This window comes from Pseudomonas sp. P105, from assembly GCF_032614175.1.
Lineage (GTDB): Bacteria > Pseudomonadota > Gammaproteobacteria > Pseudomonadales > Pseudomonadaceae > Aquipseudomonas > Aquipseudomonas rhizophila.
The window spans coordinates 3,610,510-3,632,077 of record NZ_CP126693.1; the positions used below are offsets into that span (position 1 = coordinate 3,610,510).

The 21,568-nt window shown below is 60.5% G+C and carries 15 protein-coding genes; 11 read left to right on the forward strand and 4 right to left on the reverse strand.

Annotated features, from left to right (window positions below):
• Positions 1–111: 111 nt before the first annotated feature.
• From QOM08_RS16220 to QOM08_RS16230, 3 genes are all read left to right on the forward strand, one after another.
• Positions 112–1,134, forward strand: a complete 1,023-nt coding sequence (locus tag QOM08_RS16220) for a Gfo/Idh/MocA family oxidoreductase (RefSeq protein ID WP_047225856.1) — start codon at positions 112–114, stop codon at positions 1,132–1,134.
• The gene (locus QOM08_RS16225) at positions 1,131–1,922 is read left to right on the forward strand and encodes a TIM barrel protein (protein WP_316911803.1); all 792 of its coding nucleotides are present in this window, start codon (positions 1,131–1,133) and stop codon (positions 1,920–1,922) included. The genes QOM08_RS16220 and QOM08_RS16225 overlap by 4 nt, the downstream gene beginning before the upstream one ends.
• Before the next feature lie 79 nt (positions 1,923–2,001).
• A complete protein-coding gene (locus tag QOM08_RS16230; RefSeq protein WP_316911804.1) occupies positions 2,002–2,928 on the forward strand; it encodes a sugar ABC transporter substrate-binding protein in 927 nt (308 codons plus the stop codon).
• Between the two features lie 103 nt (positions 2,929–3,031).
• On the opposite strand, the gene QOM08_RS16235 is transcribed toward QOM08_RS16230, so the two are convergent.
• On the reverse strand, positions 3,032–3,907 hold the full coding sequence (locus QOM08_RS16235; RefSeq protein WP_047225528.1) for a LysR family transcriptional regulator: 876 nt from the start codon (positions 3,905–3,907) through the stop codon (positions 3,032–3,034).
• A 99-nt stretch (positions 3,908–4,006) separates the two neighbouring features.
• Between QOM08_RS16235 and QOM08_RS16240 the strand changes: the two genes are divergently transcribed.
• Both QOM08_RS16240 and dctA read left to right on the forward strand, forming a co-directional pair.
• Positions 4,007–5,176 (forward strand): mandelate racemase/muconate lactonizing enzyme family protein, encoded by a 1,170-nt coding sequence (locus QOM08_RS16240; RefSeq protein WP_047225527.1) that lies wholly within the window; start codon positions 4,007–4,009, stop codon positions 5,174–5,176.
• Between the two features lie 102 nt (positions 5,177–5,278).
• Positions 5,279–6,586, forward strand: a complete 1,308-nt coding sequence (gene dctA, locus QOM08_RS16245; RefSeq protein ID WP_173406839.1) for a C4-dicarboxylate transporter DctA — start codon at positions 5,279–5,281, stop codon at positions 6,584–6,586.
• 70 nt (positions 6,587–6,656) lie between these two features.
• On the opposite strand, the gene QOM08_RS16250 is transcribed toward dctA, so the two are convergent.
• Positions 6,657–7,226 carry a TetR/AcrR family transcriptional regulator gene (locus QOM08_RS16250; RefSeq protein WP_047225855.1) on the reverse strand — a complete coding sequence of 190 codons (570 nt, stop codon included), beginning with the start codon at positions 7,224–7,226 and terminating at the stop codon, positions 6,657–6,659.
• A gap of 122 nt (positions 7,227–7,348) precedes the next feature.
• On the opposite strand from QOM08_RS16250, the gene QOM08_RS16255 reads away from it, so the two are divergent.
• Both QOM08_RS16255 and QOM08_RS16260 read left to right on the forward strand, forming a co-directional pair.
• Complete coding sequence (locus tag QOM08_RS16255; protein ID WP_316911805.1) at positions 7,349–8,107, forward strand: SDR family oxidoreductase; 759 nt, start codon at positions 7,349–7,351, stop codon at positions 8,105–8,107.
• Between the two features lie 110 nt (positions 8,108–8,217).
• Positions 8,218–8,958, forward strand: coding sequence for an NADPH-dependent F420 reductase (locus tag QOM08_RS16260; RefSeq protein WP_260990089.1), 741 nt, complete (start codon positions 8,218–8,220; stop codon positions 8,956–8,958).
• A gap of 115 nt (positions 8,959–9,073) precedes the next feature.
• Here QOM08_RS16260 and QOM08_RS16265 read toward each other — a convergent pair whose 3' ends face one another.
• Positions 9,074–10,495: a diaminobutyrate--2-oxoglutarate transaminase gene (locus tag QOM08_RS16265; protein WP_160894319.1), complete on the reverse strand. Its 1,422-nt coding sequence runs from the start codon at positions 10,493–10,495 to the stop codon at positions 9,074–9,076.
• 109 nt (positions 10,496–10,604) lie between these two features.
• Positions 10,605–12,665 (reverse strand): TonB-dependent receptor, encoded by a 2,061-nt coding sequence (locus QOM08_RS16270; protein ID WP_281460093.1) that lies wholly within the window; start codon positions 12,663–12,665, stop codon positions 10,605–10,607.
• 248 nt (positions 12,666–12,913) lie between these two features.
• Between QOM08_RS16270 and QOM08_RS16275 the strand changes: the two genes are divergently transcribed.
• From QOM08_RS16275 to QOM08_RS16290, 4 genes are all read left to right on the forward strand, one after another.
• Positions 12,914–13,891: a TauD/TfdA family dioxygenase gene (locus tag QOM08_RS16275; protein WP_080962841.1), complete on the forward strand. Its 978-nt coding sequence runs from the start codon at positions 12,914–12,916 to the stop codon at positions 13,889–13,891.
• A 7-nt stretch (positions 13,892–13,898) separates the two neighbouring features.
• The gene (locus tag QOM08_RS16280) at positions 13,899–17,327 is read left to right on the forward strand and encodes a condensation domain-containing protein (RefSeq protein WP_047225522.1); all 3,429 of its coding nucleotides are present in this window, start codon (positions 13,899–13,901) and stop codon (positions 17,325–17,327) included.
• Between the two features lie 17 nt (positions 17,328–17,344).
• A complete protein-coding gene (locus QOM08_RS16285; RefSeq protein ID WP_076384134.1) occupies positions 17,345–18,391 on the forward strand; it encodes a TauD/TfdA family dioxygenase in 1,047 nt (348 codons plus the stop codon).
• Between the two features lie 111 nt (positions 18,392–18,502).
• Positions 18,503–21,565: an amino acid adenylation domain-containing protein gene (locus QOM08_RS16290; protein WP_316911806.1), complete on the forward strand. Its 3,063-nt coding sequence runs from the start codon at positions 18,503–18,505 to the stop codon at positions 21,563–21,565.
• Positions 21,566–21,568 lie beyond the last annotated feature (3 nt).

Consider the following 21,568-nt stretch of genomic DNA (forward strand, 5'->3'; position numbering starts at 1 on the left):
AATCTGTTTAATATCAATGAGTTGATTATTGGCACAGCGCTTGCTCCCTGCTTATCCAGACGAGGACATTCTTAGCGCCGAGTCGTAAAAACAATAAAGGGAGTCATGTTCATGAGTACATCCAGGATCATCCGCCTTGGCCTTATCGGCGCCGGCCGCATGGGCAGTTTCCACGGCCTCACCGCCGCCCGTCACATCCCCGGCGCGTGCCTCGCTGCCATCGCCGACCCTACTCCCGGCCAGGCCGCGCGCCTGGCGGCAGAACTGGACGTGCAGAAGGTCTATGCCGATCCACAGCAACTGCTCGATGACCCGGATATCGACGCCGTGCTGATTGCCGCCCCAGCGCGCAGCCATGCCGAACTGGTGATCAGTGCGGCCCGGGCCGGCAAAAGTGTGTTCTGTGAAAAACCGATGGCGATCACCCTGGACGAAGCCGATCGCGCCATCGCTGCCGCTGCCGATGCACGGGTGACACTCCAGGTCGGCTTCAACCGGCGCTTTGCCAGAAGTTTCCGCACCGCTCATCTGGACGTGGTTGCCGGCCGGATCGGTACGCCACAACTGCTGCGCTCGCTGACCCGCGACCCGGCGCTGAACAACCCCGCCGCGTCACCGCAATGGGTGATCTTCCTCGAAACTTTGATCCATGACTTCGATACCCTGCGCTACCTGAATCCGGGGGCCGAGGCGGTTGAAGTTTTTGTGATGGCCGATGCCCTGATCGCACCGGCCTACAAAGACAAAGGATTTCTCGACACCGCGGTGGTCACGATCCGTTTCGACAACGGGGCCATCGCCACGGCCGAAGCGAATTTCCAGGCGGTCTATGGCTACGATGTCCGGGGCGAAGTGTTCGGCAGCGCTGGCATGCTGACCATGGGCAACGTCAACGACTCCGACCTGCTGCGCTACCTGGCCAATGGGGTTCAGGCCGACACCCAGCGCATGGACACCGACTTGCTGCGTGATGCCTATGTGGCTGAGCTCAACCACTTTGTCAGTTGCGTACGCAGTGGCGAAAAACCTCTGGCCAGCGGTGAAGACGCCCGGGCGGCACTGGCCATTGCTCGCGCTTGTATCGAGTCCTTCCAACTGGGTAAACCGGTGCGCGTACAAGGAGCTCATTCATGAGTTTCATACCGTTCAAACTGGCGATCAGCGCCGAGATGGTCTTTCTCGACCTGCCCTTTATCGAGCGGGTCAAACGCATCCATGCGCTGGGCTTCAGCGTCGAGATATGGAACTGGACGACCAAAGACCTCCAGGCTCTCGTCGCGACTGGCGCGGATTTCACCTCCATGACCGGCTACATCTCGGGCAACCTGACTGATCCCGAGGGTATCCAGCAATTGCTCGACAGCGCCCAGGAATCTCTAGCCGTCGCAGCCCAATTGGGTTGCCCGAGCCTGAACCTGCACGGCACCGGCCTGGGTGATCAAGGATTGCCAGTCAAACCCGTTGCCCAGACCACCGGCCGCATGTGGTTGAGCGCCTGCAAGACACTGGAAAAAATAGCCCGCCTGGGCGAAGACGCGGGCCGGGTATTCCTGCTGGAAAACCTCAACACTGAAGTCGACCACCCAGGCACGCCTTTCGCCCGCGCTGACGATACCCTGGCACTGATCGAGGCCGTGGGCAGCCCGCACCTGAAGATGAACCTGGACCTCTATCACGCACAGATCGGTGAAGGAAACCTGATCGAACTGATCCAGCGCGCCGGCAGCGCCATCGGCGAAATCCAGGTCGCCGACGTCCCGGGCCGCATGGAACCCGGCACCGGTGAAATCCACTATCCCGCCATTGCCAGGGCCTTGTTCGGCATGGGATACAGCGGTGTCGTCGGCCTCGAAGGCTGGGCCAGCGGTGACAGCGAAGTCGCGCTTGAGCGTTTCAGACAGGCCTTCACGCTTGATGGATGAGGCCGGCACTGGATTCATTTAAAACCCGCGGAAAATTTCTTGGTGACGTTCAACTCATAACAACAAAAGGAAAACCATCATGCGTCGTTGCACACTGCTTTTCGCCACCCTGCTATTGCTCTTGAGCCAATGGGCCATCGCCGACTATCGCATCGGCGTCAGCATCGCCAGGGTCGACGACAACTTCATGACCTACGTGCGTAACGGCCTGGACGAGGCCGCGAAAAAGGAAAACGTGCAGATTCAATTCGAGGACGCCCAAGGCGATGTGGTGCGCCAACTCAACCAGGTCCAGGGTTTTATCAATCAGAAAGTGGATGCGGTCATTGTCCTGCCGGTGGACACCTCCGCCACGGCCAACATCACCCGCGCCGCGGTCGAAGCGAAGACACCATTGGTCTACGTCAACCGTCACCCCGACGAGCGTACCTTGCCCAAAGGCGTCGTCACCGTGGCGTCCAATGACATTGAGGCCGGACAGTTGCAAATGCGCTATCTGGCCGAAAAGCTCGGCGGCAAGGGCAACCTTGCGATCATCATGGGCGACCTGGCGCAAAACGCTACCCACGACCGCACCGAAGGCGTCAAACAGGTGCTCAAGGATTATCCCGGGATCAAGGTTGTCGAGCAGCAAAGTGCCGAGTGGCAGCGCAGCAAAGGGATGGACCTGACCAGTAATTGGTTGCTGGCGGGTAGCCGTTTCGATGCCATCGTCGCCAACAATGACGAGATGGCCATCGGTGCGGCCATGGCACTGCAACAGGCCGGCAAAGCCAAGGGCGAGATCGCGATTGTCGGCATCGACGGCTTGCCTGACGGCCTGGCGGCAATCAAGCGCGGGATGCTGGTCGCCTCGGTATTCCAGGACCCCAAGGCCCAAGCGACCAGCGCGGTGCAAGCAGCACTCAAGATGATCAAGGGAGAGCCGGTGGAAACGGACGTCTGGGTACCCTTTCAGTTGATCAAGCCTGAGCAATTGGCGGTGTTTGAACAACATTACAAGTAGCGAAAAGCTCAACACTTCGCCGCGATCCCGGCAAGGGATCAGCGGCGATTCACAACCCCAAACCCTATTGAGCAACACTGCGCGTCATATAAAACCCGCCGAGTCACTGCCCCACCCTGGCCCAGAATTCTTCGGCAGATGGACTGAGTGGCGCTACTGGACGGGTCAGATGAATTTCCAGCGGTATATCCCAGCTTTCGTCGAGCGCTCTGACCAGGCGCCCATCCAGTATTTCTTGCTCGGTGAGGCTCCTGGGCAACCAGGCCACGCCTTTGCTTTCCAGGGCCATGGACATTAGCACCGCTGCAAGGTGGCTGCTAAAAAGTGGTTTGAGGTGAAGGTAATCTTCTTTGCCACGCAGTCTGTGCGCGACGATACGCCCCAAACCGGATTCATGGGTGTAAGCGAGGTACGGCAATGCCGCAGGCGAGGTGCCGAAGTTAGCGCAGGCACTCGCAAGAGGAACGAGAACATCTTCACCCACCTTCTTGCCGATGAACTGATCAGGGGCCAGTAGCGGTGGAACATCGGGATGGCGGTGGCAGAGCAGAAACTGAACCTGGCCATGTATCAGCATCTGCTCACAGGCAGCCATGCTGTCTGAGTGCAGTTGCACAGCCTCAATGGGGGCACCGTTCTCTGAGCTTCGCAGCCACTTGGGAAAAAATGTAAACGACAGGGAGTGAGTTGCCGCGAATTGAAGCGACTTGGCGGCCATTCCAGCAACCTCTTGAGCCTCGTTGCGCATTCTGTACAAGCGCCTGGCAGCCTCTTGGGCACTTGGCAAAATTTGCCTGCCGGCTTCAGTAAGCGTCGCTCCTTGAGGCGTTCGAACGAACAACTGCACCCCCATCCAACTCTCTAACGAGCGCACTCTGCGGCTGAATGCCGGCTGGGTAACGTGCCGCGCTTCAGCCGCCCGAACAAAGCTGCCGTACTCCGCAAGCGCTGAAAAATCTTCAAGCCAGACGAGTTCCAAGGGCCATGCCTCCTGTGCATAGGGTGCGGCATTAATAGCATTGGGCGGGTGCCATCGCAAAGCCTAACGTGGGCCTACAAACAACAAGAGGACCCCGTCATGCGCATCGTAGACATTCGTGAAAAAACTGTTTCCATTGCCTCCCCAATCGCTAACGCCTACATCGATTTTTCGAAAATGACCTGCTCGGTTGTCGCGGTCATCACTGATGTAATTCGTGATGGGAAGCCTGTCATTGGCTACGGTTTCAACTCCAATGGTCGCTATGGCCAGGGCGCACTGATGCGTGATCGTTTCCTGGCGCGTATCACGCAAGCGGATCCAGACACGCTCGTCGACCATGAAAACAACAACCTGGATCCGTTCGCCATCTGGAAAACCTTGATGACCAACGAAAAGCCAGGCGGCCATGGCGAGCGCTCTGTCGCCGTTGGCACCATCGACATGGCGGTATGGGATGCCGTCGCCAAGATTGAAGGCAAACCGCTGTATCGCCTGCTGGCCGACCGTTACCGTAACGGCGTGGCCGATGACAAGGTCTGGGTCTATGCAGCGGGCGGCTACTACTACCCTGGCAAAGACCAGACCAAGCTCAAGGCAGAAATGCAGAGCTATCTGGATCGTGGCTACGACGTCGTCAAGATGAAGATTGGTGCGGTACCGCTGGACGAAGATATCCGTCGCATCGAAGCGGTACTTGAAGTGGTTGGCGACGGCCGTCGGTTGGCGGTCGACGCCAATGGTCGTTTCGATCTTCAGACCGGTATTGCGTACGCTGAAGCCATCAAGAAGTACAACCTCTTCTGGTACGAAGAGGTTGGCGATCCGCTGGACTACGCACTCCAGGCCGAGCTTGCCAATCACTATGAACTGCCCATGGCTACCGGTGAAAACCTGTTCTCTCACCAGGATGCCCGTAACCTGCTGCGCCACGGTGGCATGCGCCCCGATCGCGACTACCTCCAGTTCGACTGCGCTCTGTCCTACGGGCTCGTGGAGTACATGCGCACCCTGAAGGTGATGGAAGAAATGGGTTGGTCTTCCCGCCGCGTAGTGCCCCATGGCGGTCACCAGATGTCCCTGAACATCGCAGCGGGTCTGCACCTGGGCGGCAACGAATCTTACCCGGATGTGTTCCAGCCGTTCGGCGGCTTCGCTGACGGCATCCGCGTGGAAAACGGCTATGTCGGTCTGCCGGATATTCCAGGTGTTGGCTTCGAGGCCAAGTCCGCTTTGTACGCAGTGATGCGTGAGTTGGGCGAAGGCTGATCAACCTCGATCTGCGGTCTCTTTGAAAGAGGCCGCAGCCCCCGGCGTCACCCACTGACGCCGAGCCACATGCCCATCACAACAATAAAATGAGGTGCTTCCGTGGAAATCTCCAAGTCCCGCTGGTATGGCCAGCTGTATGTGCAAGTGCTGATCGGCATCGTGATCGGTGCAGCAATCGGTTACTTCGTGCCTGATATCGGAGCCAAGCTGCAACCCTTTGCCGATGGCTTCATCAAACTGATCAAAATGCTGTTGGCGCCCATTATTTTCGGTACGGTCGTTGTGGGTATCGCAAAGATGGGCGATATCAAAGAAGTCGGCCGGATTGGCGTGAAAGCGCTGATCTACTTCGAGATTCTTTCAACCATCGCCCTGGTCGTCGGCCTCATTGTGGTCAACATCGTGAAGCCTGGCGTCGGTATGAACATCAACGCCAGCGCGCTTGATGGAGGTGCCATTAGCAAATACAGCCAAGCTGCCAGTGAGCAAGGCGGCACCATTGATTTCTTTCTCAATATCATCCCGCAAACCTTCATCGGCGCATTCTCCAATGGCGTCATGCTTCAGGTCATCCTGCTTTCGGTATTGATGGGTGTCGCCCTGGTTCAAATGGGTGAAACCAGCAAGCCACTGATCAACACCCTTGACCTGTTCCTGCAAGGCCTGTTCAAGATCGTTGCAATGGTCATGCGCTTGGCGCCGATTGGCGCGGGTGCCGGCATGGCTTTCACGATCGGCAAATACGGGATTGGCACCTTGCTGTCACTCGGCCAGTTGCTGGTCGCGCTCTACATCACGACCTTGTTTTTCATCGTGGTCGTGCTGGGTACGGTTGCTCGATGGTCGGGCATGCCGCTTCTGCAATTTCTTCGTTATTTCAAAGATGAAATCCTCATCACCCTTGGCACCTGCTCAACCGAAGCCGTGCTGCCACGAATGATGGTGAAACTTGAAAAGCTTGGCTGCAAAAAATCGGTAGTGGGCATGGTGTTGCCTACGGGGTATACCTTCAATGCGGACGGCACCTGTATCTATCTCACCATGGCCGCCATCTTCATCGCACAGGCGACCAATACGCCACTGACCTTTGTGGATCAGATGATTCTGCTAGGCGTGTTCCTGCTGACTTCAAAAGGCTCGGCTGGGGTGGCGGGTGCGGGGTTTGTGACACTGGCTGCAACGCTCACAACCATTCACTCCATTCCTCTGGTCGGCCTCGTTTTGCTCCTGGGCATTGACCGGTTCCTCAACGAAGCGCGAGCCGTGACCAACCTGATCGGTAACGGTATCGGCACCATCGCCATTGCCAAGTGGGACAACTCGTTCGATGTCGAGGCCTGCGAGCGTGAGATCGCCGCCATGAAACACCAAAAGGCGACAAGAAAGGCATTGCTGGCGCAAAAATAATCCGTAAGGCGCTCCGGTCATTCCGTTTAAACCACGGCATGACCGGTAGTGGTTTGCGTTTGGACGAAAGCTACACGTTATTCTTCAGGCTTTCAGGGCTACCTGCGCATAGACCATCCATCACCAAGTCCATCAATCTGGCGAGACGTGGGCGCCATTCGCTCTGGGAATCTATTTGCCATATTCCAGCAGTGGCTAGAAAAAAGTCGTCGTGGGTAACCCCGCTACGAATCGTTCCGGCCTTTTCATTAGCCCTCAAAAGCAACTCGGCGGCTGCCTGGACCGGCGCGTATCCCGACTTCCCAGGAAATTCGTAAGTAGAGGCTGCTTGCCGTATCGCGGTCGCAAGTCCCGCCTTGGTCATTGCATATTCCACGAGGCAGTCCATCCACTCTCGGAGGGCCTCCTTAGGGGGTTTTGTGGCGAGCAGCTGTTCGGCCAACGAGGCCACTTGCTGCATTTCGAATTGGTAGACCTCGAATACCAGCGCCTCTCTGTTGGCGAAATGGCGATAGAACGTGCCCTGTCCCACTCCAGCCTTCTTCGCAATCGCACTCAGCGGGACCGCAGGATCGAGCGTCAGCTCTGCCACAGCGACCTTCAGAATTCGTTCTCGATTTTTCTTGGCGTCAGAACGCATCGCCACTTCGTCATTCCTGGGCAAAGTTATTCCCTTCGCTGCATTGCAAAACGGACAGGTGTCCGGTAATTTTCAACACAAGTGGACAGCTGTCCGCTTTTATTCTCTTACTGGAGTTTACTATGAACAGCACGGGCAACACGATTCTGGTTACCGGCAGCACCTCAGGCATAGGCCTTGGTCTGGCGTTAAGGCTTCACCAGGCGGGAAACAACGTAATCATCGCGGGACGGCGCAAGGCTCTGCTCGACAAGATCGTGTCGGAACATCCAGGCATTGAATCGGTAGTGCTGGACGTCTGCGATCCGCAATCCATCCAGCGCACCAGCGAAGCGCTTGCGATCAGTCACCCCAATCTGAACGTGCTCATAAACAACGCGGGCATCATGCACTGGGAGGATCTGGCTGATGCCCAATACCTGAGCACAGCCGAAGATATCGTGACCACGAACTTGCTTGGCACGATTCGCATGGTGTACGCCTTGACTCCCCAACTGATCAAGCAGCCCAGTGCAACGATCATCAATGTCAGCTCGGCGTTGGCATTCGTCCCGCTGCCTGCGACACCGACCTACAGCGCAACCAAAGCGGCAGTTCATTCATTCACTCAAAGTCTTCGAGTGCAGCTGGAGAACTCATCAGTCGAGGTCATCGAGCTTGCGCCACCGGGAGTGCGCACCACTTTGCTTGGACAGGAAAATGACGAACACGCCATGCCCTTGGACGAGTTCCTGAATGAAATCTTCGCACTGCTCGAGATCGCTCCCACCCCACAAGAACTGGTCGTCGAGCGCGCCAAGCCACTACGGTTTGCTGAAGCGAACGGTTCACATGCTGAGGTACTCGAAATGCTTGCGGGATACAAACCACCGACAGAATGATCTCAACCGTGCGGATGACACCTGAAGTATTGCTGGATCTTCGCCACGCACTTAATTCGTTCGCATACCCAGGCAACGGTAATTGAATATTGTTTGTATGCGAGGAGGTTATTGACATGAAAATCGGAATTATCGGCGCGGGCAACATTGGGGCTACTCTTGCCCGTAAGCTCGCTGCATGCGGCCATGAAGTGAAACTGGCCAACTCGAAGAACCCTCAAAGTATTCAGGACCTCGCCAACGAAATCGGTGTACGGGCGGTGACCAAGGAAGACGCTGTGTCGGATGTGGATGCGGTTATCCTCTCGATCCCCTTCGCGAAGTACCCCGATCTGCGCCAAACGTTAAGTCATGTTCCCGAGAAGGTCGTCGTCATTGACACGTCCAATTACTATCCGGGACGAGACGGGGCGATCAAGGAGGTAGACGACGGCAAGCCCGAGAGCATCTGGGTAAGCGAGCAGATTGGTCGCCCAGTCGTCAAGGCATGGAACGCCGTTCTCGCAGCGACTCTTGCCGACAAAGGCCAACCAGCCGGGTCTTCAACACGCATCGCCTTACCCGTGGCTGGGGATGACCCCTATGCCGAGGCGATCGCGCAGGATCTTGTCGAGGATACCGGGTTCACCGCGCTTGCCGCTGGCAGCCTTGAGAGTTCATGGCATCAGCAACCAGGCACGCCTGCATACTGCACCGAACTAACCCTGCCGGAGCTAAAATCGGCCTTGTGTGCGGCTGATAAAATCAGGGCGCCTCAAAACCGGGACGCACTTCTGGCCAGATTCATGGCTCCCGGTGGTCAGTTTACACATGAGCAAATTGTTGCCACGAATCGTGCAATGACAGCCTGACTATCGAACTGCTAAATCGCGCGGCCACCGCCAGATTAGGCGGTAGCCGTCGCTCAATCTCAACGCCGGCAAAGCACAATCCGTTACGGCGGGCGCGCATCGGCGGATCAAATGATTATTGCGCGGAGCCTTCGCTGAGCGTGCTTGCTGCCTGAAACAGGATCTGCCCCACAAAATCGATCTCCTGCTCAGTGATGATCAGCGGCGGCAAGAAGCGCACCGTCGCCCCATGGCGCCCGCCAAGCTCGACGATCAAGCCGTGCTTCAGGCAAGCTTGCTGGAAGGCCTTGGCCCGGGCTGTGTCCACCGGCGGATGGCCCTGTACATCAAGGGTGCCCTGCGGGTCGACGATTTCCATCCCGAGCATCAGGCCGCGACCCCGTACATCGCCGATCCAGGCGAACTCGTTTTGCAGCGCCTGCAGTTGTTTTTGCAGATAAGCGCCGACCTTTTCAGCGTGCTGGACCAGGCCTTCATCGCGGATGAAACGCAAGGTCGCGGTACCGGCCGCCATCGCCAACTGATTGCCGCGGAATGTGCCGGCGTGGGCACCCGGCTGCCAGACGTCCAGCGACTCGTGGTAGACCATGACCGACAGCGGCAACCCGCCACCGATGGCTTTGGAGAGGGTGATGACATCCGGCGTGATCCCCGATTGCTCGAAGCCAAACATCCGGCCACTGCGGGCAATGCCGCACTGGATCTCGTCGACGATCAGCGGGATGCCGTGGGCCTGGGTCAATCGGCGCAGTTCCTGCAGCCAGCGGTCCGGCGCGGCAATGACCCCGCCCTCCCCTTGAATCGGCTCCAGGATCAGCGCCGCCGGTGCGGTCACCCCGCTTTCCGGGTCGTTGAGCAAGTGCTCCAGGTAACGCACGTTCAACGTGACTGCCTGATCGCCGGCCACCCCGAACGGGCAACGATAATCGTGCGGGAACGGCAGGCGCTGTACACCTGGCATCAATGCGCCGAGGGCATTTTTCGGTGACAGGTTGCCGCTGATGGCCAGCGTACCCAGGGTCATCCCGTGATAGGCCCCTTCGAACGCCAGGACCGAATGCCGCCCCGTGGCGGTGCGGGTCAGCTTGAGCGCGGCCTCGACCGCATCGGCCCCACTCGGGCCGCAGAACTGGATGCGTGCATGGCGAGCGAACTCGCTGGGCAGGCAAGCGAAAATCTCTTGGACGAATGCGTCCTTCACGGGGGTCATGAGGTCCAGGGTGTGCATCGGCACACCGGCTGCCATGACCTGAGTGATGGCTTCGATAATCACCGGATGGTTGTGGCCCAGCGCCAGGGTGCCAGCACCGGCCAGGCAATCGACAAACACTTGCCCCCGGCTGTCCTGCACATAAATGCCATGGGCCCTCTCAAGCACCAGCGGAATGCGTCGCGGGTAACTGCGGGCGTTGGATTCCTGCTGTTGCTGACGTTCCAGCAGTGGGGTCGGATCGAGGCAGTAAGGACTCGACAGACCGGTGTGCAACAGGCGCAGCTGTTGCGCGCCACCCGCTGTGACATTCGAAAAAGCACTCATGATTTCCTCCATGGAGGCTGGGTTTGGAAGGGAACGAACAGCCTGGAAACAAACATCCGATACGTTGCAGGACAGGCGCGAGGAGATTGCCTCCCCGCGCCTATGGGTTTTACATGTCGTAGCGCAAAATCATCCCCACCGTGCGCGGCGCGCCGACGTCGATGATGTCGTCGCTGCGGTTGTTGGTGACGTATTCCTTGTCGAAGGCGTTCTTCACGTAGGCAGACACCGCGACGTTCTTGGTGACTTTGTACTCGGTGTTGAAGTTCACCAATACATAGTTGTCGCTGCGGCGCTCCCCGTTGACCTTGCCGTTGGCATCGAACTGATATTCCGAAGGCGCGGTGCTCTGGTAGACAACGTCAGTACCGAATATCAGACGATCGTCGAAGCGATAGACACCGCCCACCGACATCTTGTATTTCGGCGAGGAAAGGAACGATTCACCGCTCATGTCCTGACCGCTGCCTGTGACGAAGTCCTTGTATTTGCTATCGGTAACGGAGCCACCGACATTCAAGGTCAGCTGTTCGGTGATGTCCTTCTCTACAAAGACTTCCAGGCCCTTGATGTCGCTGCGACCGGCGTTGAAGACATCAATGACGGAGCTTCCGCTCTGCCGCACGCTGACCTGCTGGTCCTTCCAATCCGTGTAATACAGGTTGGCACGGGTACGCAGGGTTTTGTCGAAGAACGAACCGCGGTAGGACAGCTCGTAGTTGGTGGTGTATTCCGGATCGTAGGCTTGGTGACCGCTACCGGAACGCAGGTTGACGCCACCGCCGCGGTAGCCTTTTTGCACCATGAAACCTAGGTATTGATTCGCGGCCAGCTCATAGTCGATGCCGAGTTTCGGCAGCACGGCGTCAAATGACTTTTTGACTTTGGCGGGTTCGGAGAAATCGTCCTGCTCGACGTCGGTGTCGTTGGTCTCGTGGTCGTAACGCAGGCCGGTGATCAAGGTCCAGCGCGGTGCGAATGTCCAGTTGACTTCACCAAACACGGCCTTGTTCTCGATCGTGGTATCGCCCTTGACCGTACCGAACAGCACATCATCGAAAAACAGCCGGTCGTGGAAGTTGTTGCTGTTGTGGCCGTAGTACGCACCCACAAAGCTCTTCACCGTGTCCGAGGTGTAATTCAAGCGCAGCTCCTGACTGAACAGGTTACCGTCTTGCTTGCGCAGAACGACCTCGTTGTCCACGGCATTCTGGTCGAAGTCCAGACGGTTGCTGTAGTCGGTACTGGTATTGGCGGTCATGCTCGTCAGCGACCAGTCGTCGTTCAGACGATAATCCACCTTGGCGCTGAGGGTGTCCTGCTTGAGGTTGTCGAAAGCCTTGGTGTTGGACGCGATATCGTAATAGCTCGGCTTGCCGTTGACGCGCATGGTCGAACGGTCGCCCTGGCGGTGCTCGCTGTGGGCGTAGGTCAGCAGGACATCGGTGTCGTCGTTGGGCAGGATCAGCAATTTGCCGCGGGTGTTGCTGGTGCGACGCGGGTTGGCGTCGTCATTGAGCGTGGTGTTGCGGATGTAGCCGTCACCTTCACCATAGTCCACGGCGATACGCCCGGCGATCTTGTCGTCGACGATGGAACCACCACCGGCCACCGCCGCCCCGCGCTCGCCGTAATTGCCCACATTGGTTTGTGCCGAGAAGCTCGGTTCGAAAGTTGGGTTCTTGGTCCGGATAACCACCGCGCCGGCCAGGGAGTTACGGCCCTGGGTGGTGGATTGCGGGCCAAGGAATACTTCGACCTGCTCGGCATCCCAGAGCGGGACCGGGCTGAGGGTCAGCGCACGGTTCGGCTGTACGGCACCGTCGACATAAACGGATACGGCACCATTGAGGGTCGCTGGGCCCTGATCGTCAAAACCGGACACCGGCACACCACGGATACCCCAGTTTTCATTGCCGGCCTGGCTATAGACACCGGGCGTGCGGGCGAATACATCCACCAGGTCCTTGTCGCCGTGCTCTCGCAGATTCTTGTCGGTGAGGACCACGACGCTGGACTGGGTCTGCTCAAGCGTGCGGTCGATTTTTTCACCCGTCACGGTGATCGGAGCAATCTCCATCGTGCCGGCTTCTTCGGCCGCCCATGCAGCGTTGCTCAGGCCTATGGCCGACCCTACAGCCAACGCAATTGTGTTCTTTTTGAAATTCACGCCCCGCTCCCCTGCGACAGATATTTTTAGGTTTTTTGAGCTGGCCGAAGGCTGTGTGGCGCCAGCGGAGCGGAGTCTAATCCAAAAAAAAAATTAAATAAATAGTATTGATAATCCATCTCATTTGTACCTAGTATGACGTCTTGTATTGATTTGAATACATTACAGACGAGTCCTACACAACCGACCGCTGCCCTGCTTTCAAGGTCTTGTGACTGGTCGAAGAAGACAAAAGAGGATGTACAAGGATGACCTCAATCGAACACCTGAACGGGCGTTCCGAGCTTTTTTCCATGGCGCCCACGGATGCAAGCGCCCAGTCGCTACCCCTGCTGGTGCAGGGGGCATCGGGACAGTCGATCCACGATCTGGACGCCTCGATTCGCGACCGCCTGGCTCATGCCCTGACCACGGTTGGCGGCGTGTTGTTTCGCGGTTTCACCGTCGCCACGCCCATCGATTTCAAGCGCTTCGCCGCCAGCTTCGGTACACCGCTGGCCAGTTACGAATTCGGCTCCACGCCACGCAGCAAGGTCTTCGCCGGGGTCTATAGCTCCACGGAATACCCGGCCCATCAATTCATACCCTTGCACAACGAGCAGGCCTACACCCGCCCTTGGCCTTCGCGCATCTGGTTTCACTGCATCAAGGCCAGTGAAACCGGCGGCGAGACCCCGATTGCCGACAGCCGCCTGATCTACCAGCGCATGCCCGCCGAGATCCGCGAGCTGTTCGCCAGCCGCGAGTTGCTCTACGTACGCAACTACAGCGGCGCCCTGGACCTGCCTTGGGAAAAAGTCTTCAACACCCAGGACCGTGCCCAGGTCGAACGCTACTGCCGGGACAATGACATCGAGTGGGAATGGAAAGCCGATGGCGACCTGCGCACCCGCCAGCGTTGCGCCGCCGTGCAGCAGCATCCCGATACCGGTGAATGGGTCTGGTTCAACCAGGCGCACCTGTTCCATGTCTCGGCCATCGAACCGAGCGTACGCGCCAGCCTGCTGGCAGCGGTGGGTGAAGAGAACCTGCCGCGCCATGTCTATTTCGGCGACGGCTCGGCCATTGCCGACGACATGCTCGACACCGTGCGCGAGGTTTACCGCGAGACTGCCATCAGCTTCCCCTGGCAACCGGGCGATATCCTGATGCTCGACAACCGACTGGTGGCACACGGTCGCAATCCTTTCACCGGTGACCGCAAAGTCATCGTGGCCATGGCGTGAATTGCACATGTTTTCATTCAAACATTGGATCGAGGTGCTGGAAGCCAACGCCCAGCACTTCCCTCAGCGTGCTGCCCTGCATTTCTTGCCGGACGGTGTAAACATCGGCGAAACCCTGACCTTTGCCCAACTGCACGAGCAGTCCCAGTCCCTGGCGGCCGCGCTGCAAGCGCGTTATGCGCCGGGTGATCGCGTGCTGTTGATGCTGCCCAGCAGCCTCGACTACGCCCGCGCCTTCTGTGCCTGCCTATATGCGGGCCTGATTGCCGTGCCGTTGTTTCCGCCACCGTCGCGCAAACCGCGCCACCTCGACCGCGTCCGCAACGTGGTAGTGGATGCCGAGCCGGCGCTGATTCTGGCACCGGCGGATCATTGCGAAAGCCTGCAGGAACTGGTGGAGGGCCGCGTCGAGGTGCTGACCGTCCAGCACCTGGGCACACCACCGACCAGCCAGTGGCAACGCCCGGCTATCGACGGTTCGACCGTAGCCTTCCTGCAATACACCTCGGGCTCGACCGGCTCGCCAAAAGGCGTCGAGGTGCGTCAGCGCAACCTGATCGCCAACGTCGAACTGATGCGCCAGGCGTACGATTTCGACGAGCACGGCGCCATGGTCAACTGGCTGCCGCTGTATCACGACATGGGCCTGATCGGCGGTATGCTGGCTCCGCTCTACAGCGGCATGCCGTGCTACCTGATGGCTTCCCAGACCTTCGTCAATGCGCCGTCGACCTGGCTGCAGGCATTGAGTCGCTACCGGGCCACCGCCAGCTTCGCCCCCAACTTCGCCTATGCCCTGTGCAACCGCGTGGTCAGCGACAACCTGATCGCACAGCTGGACCTGAGCAACTGGAAACACGCCATCAACGGCGCAGAGCCGATCCATCCCGGCACCCTGGAAGCTTTCGCCCAGCGTTTTGCCGCCTGCGGCCTGAACCCGTTGGCCATCAGCCCCGGTTATGGCCAGGCCGAAGCAACGCTGTGCGTCAGCGCCACGCCGGCCGATGCGCTGCCGGTGGTGCTGCGCCTGGACAAAGCCGTGCTGGAGAGCGGTCGCGTGGCCCTGGCCGCTGCCGATGCCGCCGCGGTGGAGTTCGTCGCCTGCGGTTATCCGCAAGCCTTGCACAGCATCGCCATCGTCGACCCGCACACCTTCGAGCGCTGCGCCGCCAATCGCATCGGCGAAGTCTGGCTCAAGGGTCCGAGCAACGCCGAATCCTACTGGAAGAATCCCGAGGCCACTCGTGAAGCCTTTGAGGCACGGATAGTCGGCTCATCGGAACATTACCTGCGCTCCGGCGACCTGGGCTTCATGCACGAAGGCCAGGTGGTGATCTGCGGGCGGCTCAAGGACCTGTTGATTCTCAATGGGCGCAACCTTTACCCCCACGACATCGAATTCGCCATTACCGACGCCGAGCCGGGCATCCGTACCGGACGCATCGCCGCCTTCGCGCAAATGGACCCGGCACTGGGCCGCGAGAAACTAGTGATCGTCGCCGAGCCGCAGCGCAAGTTCGTCGACCCGGCGCATCATCCGGCGCTGTTCGCGTCGATGCAAAACGCTGTGCGCGAAGCCGCCGACTGCGGCATCGACCAGATTGTGCTGGTGCAAGCCGGCACCATCCCGATGACCACCAGCGGCAAGATCGCCCGCCAAGGTGCGCGCAAACAACTGGCCGCCGGCACGTTGAGCATCATCGCCCAGAGCGGTGGAACGCTGGCCTCGAACGACGAGCCCCTTGACCTTGCCCAGCTCAAAAGCCTGGCGACCGAAACGTCGCAACAGGCCCAAGCCGCCTGCCGCCAATGGCTGGAACAGACGCTGCACGCGGTCAATCCGTATTTTTCCGCCGACTTCGACCTCAGCCTGATCGGCCAGGGCCTGGATTCCATCGGCGTGGCCGACTTTGCCGCGCGCCTGCACAGGGACCTGGGTTGGAACCTCGATACCCAAAGCCTGTTCGGGGAAACCACCCTGGGGCAATGGGCGCTGGACCTGCACGCTTTCCTCAATGATCCAACGCCAACGGCCGATGCTCCCACCGAGCAGACCAACCCCAGTCAGGGGCATCAGTCGTTCGCCCAGCGTCGCTTGTGGTTCCTGCGCCAACTGAACCCGGATGACACCCGCCACAACCTGGTACTGCACCTGCGCCTGCAAGGTCCGCTGGACATCGAGACGTTGGCCCTGCGACTGAACACGCTGGTCGAGCGTCACGGCGTGTTGCGCACGGTGTACCGCGACAGTGTCGATGGCCCGCAACAACAGGTGTTGCCGGCCACGGCTGTGGCGCTGGTCCATCATGATGTGCGTGAGCAGAACCAAGCGCAGCAACAGCAGACGTTGGACGAACGCCTGGCCCAAGAACACGCCACCCCGGTCGATCTGCAAGCCGGCCCAGTGCTGCGAGCGCAGTTGCTCAGCCGCCATGACCAACAGCATGACCTACTGTTGACGCTGCACCACATCGCCTTCGACGGACGCTCGGCGCAAATATTGTTGGCAGAACTGGCGGGTTCGGCGGACGCCGCGCTGCCGGGGCAATACCTGGCTTTCGCCCAATGGGAAGCCCTGCACTGGAGCGAACAGCGAATCGCCACCGAGCAAGGCTTCTGGCGCGAACACCTGGCCGGCATGCCGCAAACGTTGGAACTGGGTGGCAGCGGCCAGGCCCCGGGCGAATACAGCCTGGACTTCAACGTGCCGCAGACCGGCTGTGAGCGCTTGGCAGCGCTGGCCCGTGAACAAGGCATGACGTTGTTCATGTTGTTGCTGGCCAGCTACCAACTGGTCCTCAAGCAACTGGGCGGCCAGCCGCAGTTCCTGTTGGGCACCGACGTCAGCGGCCGACCGCTGGCAGAGCACAACGACGTCATCGGTTTCTTCGTCAACCAGTTGACCCTGCGCTGTGACTTGCGCGGCGAAGCGACCCTGGCCGGTTTCCTTGAGCAGGTTCGCGATGAGTCGCGCCTGGCCTATGCCCATCAAGGCCTGCCTTTTGATCTGGTGGTCTCGGCACTCGCGCCGCAGCGCCGCCCCGGTCACTCGCCGCTGTTCCAGGTCAAGCTCAACTATCAACCGTCACGGGTGACCCCGACCGCCATCGCTGGCGCGCAGTTGTCCGCGCTGGAGGTGGCCCAGGCACCGGGGGATTTCCACCTGGTGCTCGACCTGGTGCACGGCGACGAAGGCCTCGCCGCGACCCTCAAGTATCGCGGCGAATACTTCGACCGGGACCGTGCCTTGCGCCTGCAACACCTGTGGACGCGCCTGCTGGAGCAGATGCACAGCCTGCTGGACGAGCCGTTGCCGGCAGTGGCCGAGCGCATCGACAGCTGGGATCAGGCCTTTACCCGGGAGCGACAGCAGTCCCAGGCGCTGGCCGGTCGCAGCCAGATGATGCAAGCCAAACGTCGCTCCTTGTCCCTTTAACCGAGTCGGATGCCGTTATGTCTATCGTGCCCCCATCGCCACGTGCCCTTGGCGCCGTGCGTCGCAAAGCCATGAACGTCTCGGAACAACAGTTGGTCACCGAGCGCCTGCTCAGTCCAGACCACGCGCTGCCCCTGGTGATCGAACCGGCGGTCAGCGGCGTTGACCTGATCGCCTGGGCCGCCCGGGAACGCGAGTCGCTGGAAAAGAAACTGCTGCAGTACGGCGCCCTGCTGTTTCGCGGCTTCAACGTCGCGTCTGTCGAGCAGTTCGACCAGGTGATCGCCGCCCTCTCCCCCGGAGCGCTGGAATACATGTTCCGCGCGTCCCCCCGGACACGGGTCGGCGGCAACATCTACACCTCGACCGACTACCCGGCCGACCAGATGATTTTCCCCCACAACGAGCACTCCTACTCGCCGCGCTTCCCGCTGCGGTTGTTCTTCTACTGCCAACTGCCGTCCGAGACCGGCGGTGAAACACCGATCGGCTCGACCCGCGCCGTAAAGGCCAGGATCAGCCCGCAGATCGAAGCGCGGTTCCGGGAAAAAGGCGTGCTGTACGTTCGCAACTACGGCGACGGTTTCGGCCTGCCGTGGCAGAGCGTGTTCCAGTCCGAAGACCGCCGCGAAGTGGAAGCCTACTGCGCCAGCGTCGGCATCGAAGTGGAATGGAAAGACAACAATCGCCTGCGCACCCGCCAACGCGGGCCGGCCGTGGTGCGCCACCCGCGCACCGGCGAAGAGGTCTGGTTCAACCACGCCACGTTCTTCCACATCAGCACCCTGCCCGAGCGAATCCGCGATTCGCTGCAAAGCAACTTCAACGACCTCGACCTGCCCACCAACACCTTTTACGGCGATGGCGAACCGATCGAGCCGCAGGTCCTGGAATCGCTACGCGCGGCCTACCTCGACTCGCTGGTGCGCTTCAGCTGGCAGCAGGGGGACGTGTTGTTCATCGACAACATGCTCGCTGTGCACGGTCGCGAACCCTTTACCGGCAAGCGCGCCATCATGACCGGCATGGCTGAAGCCCTGCTGTCGAGCGACGTTGCCGTCTGACATTCAACGGGTCCACCCGCCGTTCGCAGGCGGCTTGCCTGACACGAGTCCAGCAAGCCCCGACGTCTGTGCGGTGATCCAGGCTCAAGCCCTTTTCCAGTCGAGATGAACATGAGCGGACTTCAAGGTTTTCGTATTTCCCCGCAACAGGCATCGGTTTACCCCCACACCCACGGCGCAGCGCAGCACCCGTTCAGCTGTCATTTGCAATGGTCGCTGTCACAACCGCTGGACGTCGATGCACTGAACAACCGCCTGCAGGCACTGGTGGCCGGCAGCGAGATCCTGCGCACACGCCTGATGCCCGTGCCAGGCCTGCGCCACCCGGTGCAGGTGATTGACGAAGCCGGCTCACTGGCGGTGAACCTCCAGGACCTGCGCCAGCACAGCCGCGCCGACCAGGACGCCGCACTGGCTCAGCTCGCCACCCAGCCCCGTGACTGGACAACCCCGCTGTGGGTGACCCTGGTGCGCCTGTCCGATGAGCAAGGCGTGCTGGACCTCGCGGCGGCCAGCAGCCACTTCGACCTCGCCAGCCTGAAATGGCTGGCCGCTGCATTGCTGCAAGACACTGCCACGGACCTGTCCGAAACCCTGCAGTACGCCGATTACGCCGAATGGCGCTGGAGCCTGGTGGAAGACGCACCGGATCATCCGGGCGTGAGCTTCTGGAAACCTGCGGGCGACACCGAACAGGCCACCTTGCAGCTGCCGCTGGAATCGCCCCTCGATGGTGGATTTGCGCCGACCCGACTGGAGCTGACGCTGCCGGCCGACCTCGCCCGTCACCCGGCCCTGACCCCGGAACTGCTGCTGGCGGCATGGGCAGCGGTCCTGGGACGACTGGCCGGCCAGCAACAGGTGCCACTCACTCTGATCCATGAAAGTCGCGGCGCGGAACTGGAGAACACCCTGGGCCTGTTCGAACAGTGCCTGCCCGTGAGCATCGAACTGGATGCCCAGGCGACTCTGCTGGAGCAAAGCACGCAAGTGGCCGCCACCCTGGAACGGCTGATTGGCTGGCAAGACTATTACACCGGCGACCACCACGCCGGATACGCTTTTGCCTGGCGCTCCGGCGATGCCCGGGAGCGCCACGCCAGTGCGGTCATGAACCCGTTGAAGGCTTGCCTGAACGTCCGCCAGTTGCCCGACAGCCTGCACGCGCAGGTTGTCTACGACCGCCATGTCCTCAGCGCCGACGCTGTGGGCTGCCTCGCCGAACAATGGCTGCAACTGCTGCACGGCGCCCTGGCCGAACCGCAACGGGGCTGGGCCCAATTGCCCCTGGGTGGCGCGCTGCAAGCGCAGTTGATCGGCGCCGGCGCGAGCGCACCCTCCATCGAACCGGTGACGCTGGTGGAATTGATTGCCCGTCAGGTTCGCCAACAACCGAACGCCATCGCCCTCAGCGACCAGGACGGTGACCTGAGCTACAGCCGCCTCGACGCCTGCGCCACGCAACTGGCCCATCAACTGGTCGCCGCCGGCATCGGTCCAGGGGTGCCCGTCGGCATCCTGTTCGCCCGCAGCAACGCAGCCATTGTCGCCATGCTCGCGGTCTTGAAAGCCGGTGGCGCCTATGTGCCCGTCGATCCGACCTACCCGGCCGACCGCCGCGCCTACATGCTCGCCGACAGCGCCATCGCCCACATCGTGGTCAGCGCCGAACTGGCCGACAGCGTGCCGGCCAACCTGCAACGCTTCGTGCTGGATGAGCTGACAACACAGGACCTCGGCGACTGTCCGGCACTGCCCTTGCCGGACGCCAACGACCTCGCCTACCTGATCTACACCTCCGGCTCTACCGGTGCGCCGAAAGCCGTGGAAATCAGCCACGGCGCCTTGAGTTTCTCGACCCAAGTGCGCATGGCGGCCTATGAGACCCCGGTGCGCGCCTACCTGTTGTTGTCGTCGTTTGCCTTCGACAGTTCGGTCGCCGGGATTTTCTGGACCCTGGCCCAAGGCGGACGCCTGGTATTGCCCGCCCCAGGCGAAGAGCTGGAGATGGCCCGCCTGGCGCAGTTGATTGCCCAGCACCAGGTCAGCCACGGCCTGTCGCTGCCGTCGCTGTACCAGGCCCTGCTCGATCAATTGCAGCGCAGCGGGGGAACCGACAGCCTGGCCTGCTGGATCGTCGCGGGTGAGGCTTGCCCACCATCGCTGATCGCGCAACACAGCAAGACCCTGCCACGCGCACATCTGGTGAACGAATACGGTCCCACTGAGGCCACCGTCTGGGCCACCTATGAGGTGTTGGACCCAAGCCGGAACGTCAGCATCGGCCGTCCGATCGCCGGCATGGACCTGCGCCTGCTGAATGAATTCGACACGGCTTGCGGCATTGGCGAACCGGGTGAAATCGTCCTCGCCGGCCCCACCCTGGCCCGCGGCTATCGCCACAAACCCGAAGAAACCGCCAAGGCCTTCGTCACCCTGGCCGACGGCACTCGCGCCTACCGCACCGGCGACCTGGCGTGCTGGCTAGCCGACGGGCGCCTGGCATTCCTGGGGCGCAAGGACCATCAGGTCAAGGTGCGCGGCTACCGCATCGAGCTGGGCGAAATCGAACGCCAATTGTGCAGCCACAGCGATGTGCGCGAAGCCGCGGTGATCGTCCAGGAACACGCCGCCGGCAAGCGCTTGCTCGCCTATGTCCTGGCCGCCCACGGCTACGCACCGGACTCGGAGGCGATCAAGCGTTTCCTCGGCGAGCGTCTGCCGTCGTACATGGTGCCGGCCCTGGTGCTGACCCTGACGAGCTTTCCGCGCACGCCCAACGGCAAGCTCGACACCCGCCAGTTGCCCGACCCGGAGCAGCTCGACGAAAGCGCCCACGTGGCGCCGCGCAACGCCATGGAAACCACCCTGCAAGCCATCGTCGCCAAGGTCTTGAAACTCTCGACAGTGAGTGTCACCGACAACTTTTTCGCCATCGGCGGCGACTCGATCCTGAGCCTGCAAGTGGTGGCCCAGGCCCATGAGCAAGGCATCGCGCTGTCGGCCAAGCAAGTCTTCGAACGCCAGACCGTCGCGGCCATGGCCGAGGTCGCGCAACCGCTGCATCCGAGCGCCGCCGAGCCGCAAGCCGACAGCACCGAATTCAGCGCCTCGGGCCTGTCCGATGACGAAATGCAAGCGCTGATGGCCGAACTGGACGAGGCCAACCTGTGAGCG

What these genes read in the sequence shown, in the direction of transcription:
- QOM08_RS16220 (WP_047225856.1), top strand. Translation starts at nt 112, where the DNA reads ATGAGTACATCCAGGATCATCCGCCTTGGCCTTATCGGCGCCGGCCGC.
- QOM08_RS16225 (WP_316911803.1), top strand. Translation starts at nt 1,131, where the DNA reads ATGAGTTTCATACCGTTCAAACTGGCGATCAGCGCCGAGATGGTCTTT.
- QOM08_RS16230 (WP_316911804.1), top strand. Translation starts at nt 2,002, where the DNA reads ATGCGTCGTTGCACACTGCTTTTCGCCACCCTGCTATTGCTCTTGAGC.
- QOM08_RS16240 (WP_047225527.1), top strand. Translation starts at nt 4,007, where the DNA reads ATGCGCATCGTAGACATTCGTGAAAAAACTGTTTCCATTGCCTCCCCA.
- QOM08_RS16250 (WP_047225855.1), bottom strand. Translation starts at nt 7,226, where the DNA reads ATGCGTTCTGACGCCAAGAAAAATCGAGAACGAATTCTGAAGGTCGCT.
- QOM08_RS16255 (WP_316911805.1), top strand. Translation starts at nt 7,349, where the DNA reads ATGAACAGCACGGGCAACACGATTCTGGTTACCGGCAGCACCTCAGGC.
- QOM08_RS16265 (WP_160894319.1), bottom strand. Translation starts at nt 10,495, where the DNA reads ATGAGTGCTTTTTCGAATGTCACAGCGGGTGGCGCGCAACAGCTGCGC.
- QOM08_RS16275 (WP_080962841.1), top strand. Translation starts at nt 12,914, where the DNA reads ATGACCTCAATCGAACACCTGAACGGGCGTTCCGAGCTTTTTTCCATG.
- QOM08_RS16280 (WP_047225522.1), top strand. Translation starts at nt 13,899, where the DNA reads ATGTTTTCATTCAAACATTGGATCGAGGTGCTGGAAGCCAACGCCCAG.
- QOM08_RS16285 (WP_076384134.1), top strand. Translation starts at nt 17,345, where the DNA reads ATGTCTATCGTGCCCCCATCGCCACGTGCCCTTGGCGCCGTGCGTCGC.
- QOM08_RS16290 (WP_316911806.1), top strand. Translation starts at nt 18,503, where the DNA reads ATGAGCGGACTTCAAGGTTTTCGTATTTCCCCGCAACAGGCATCGGTT.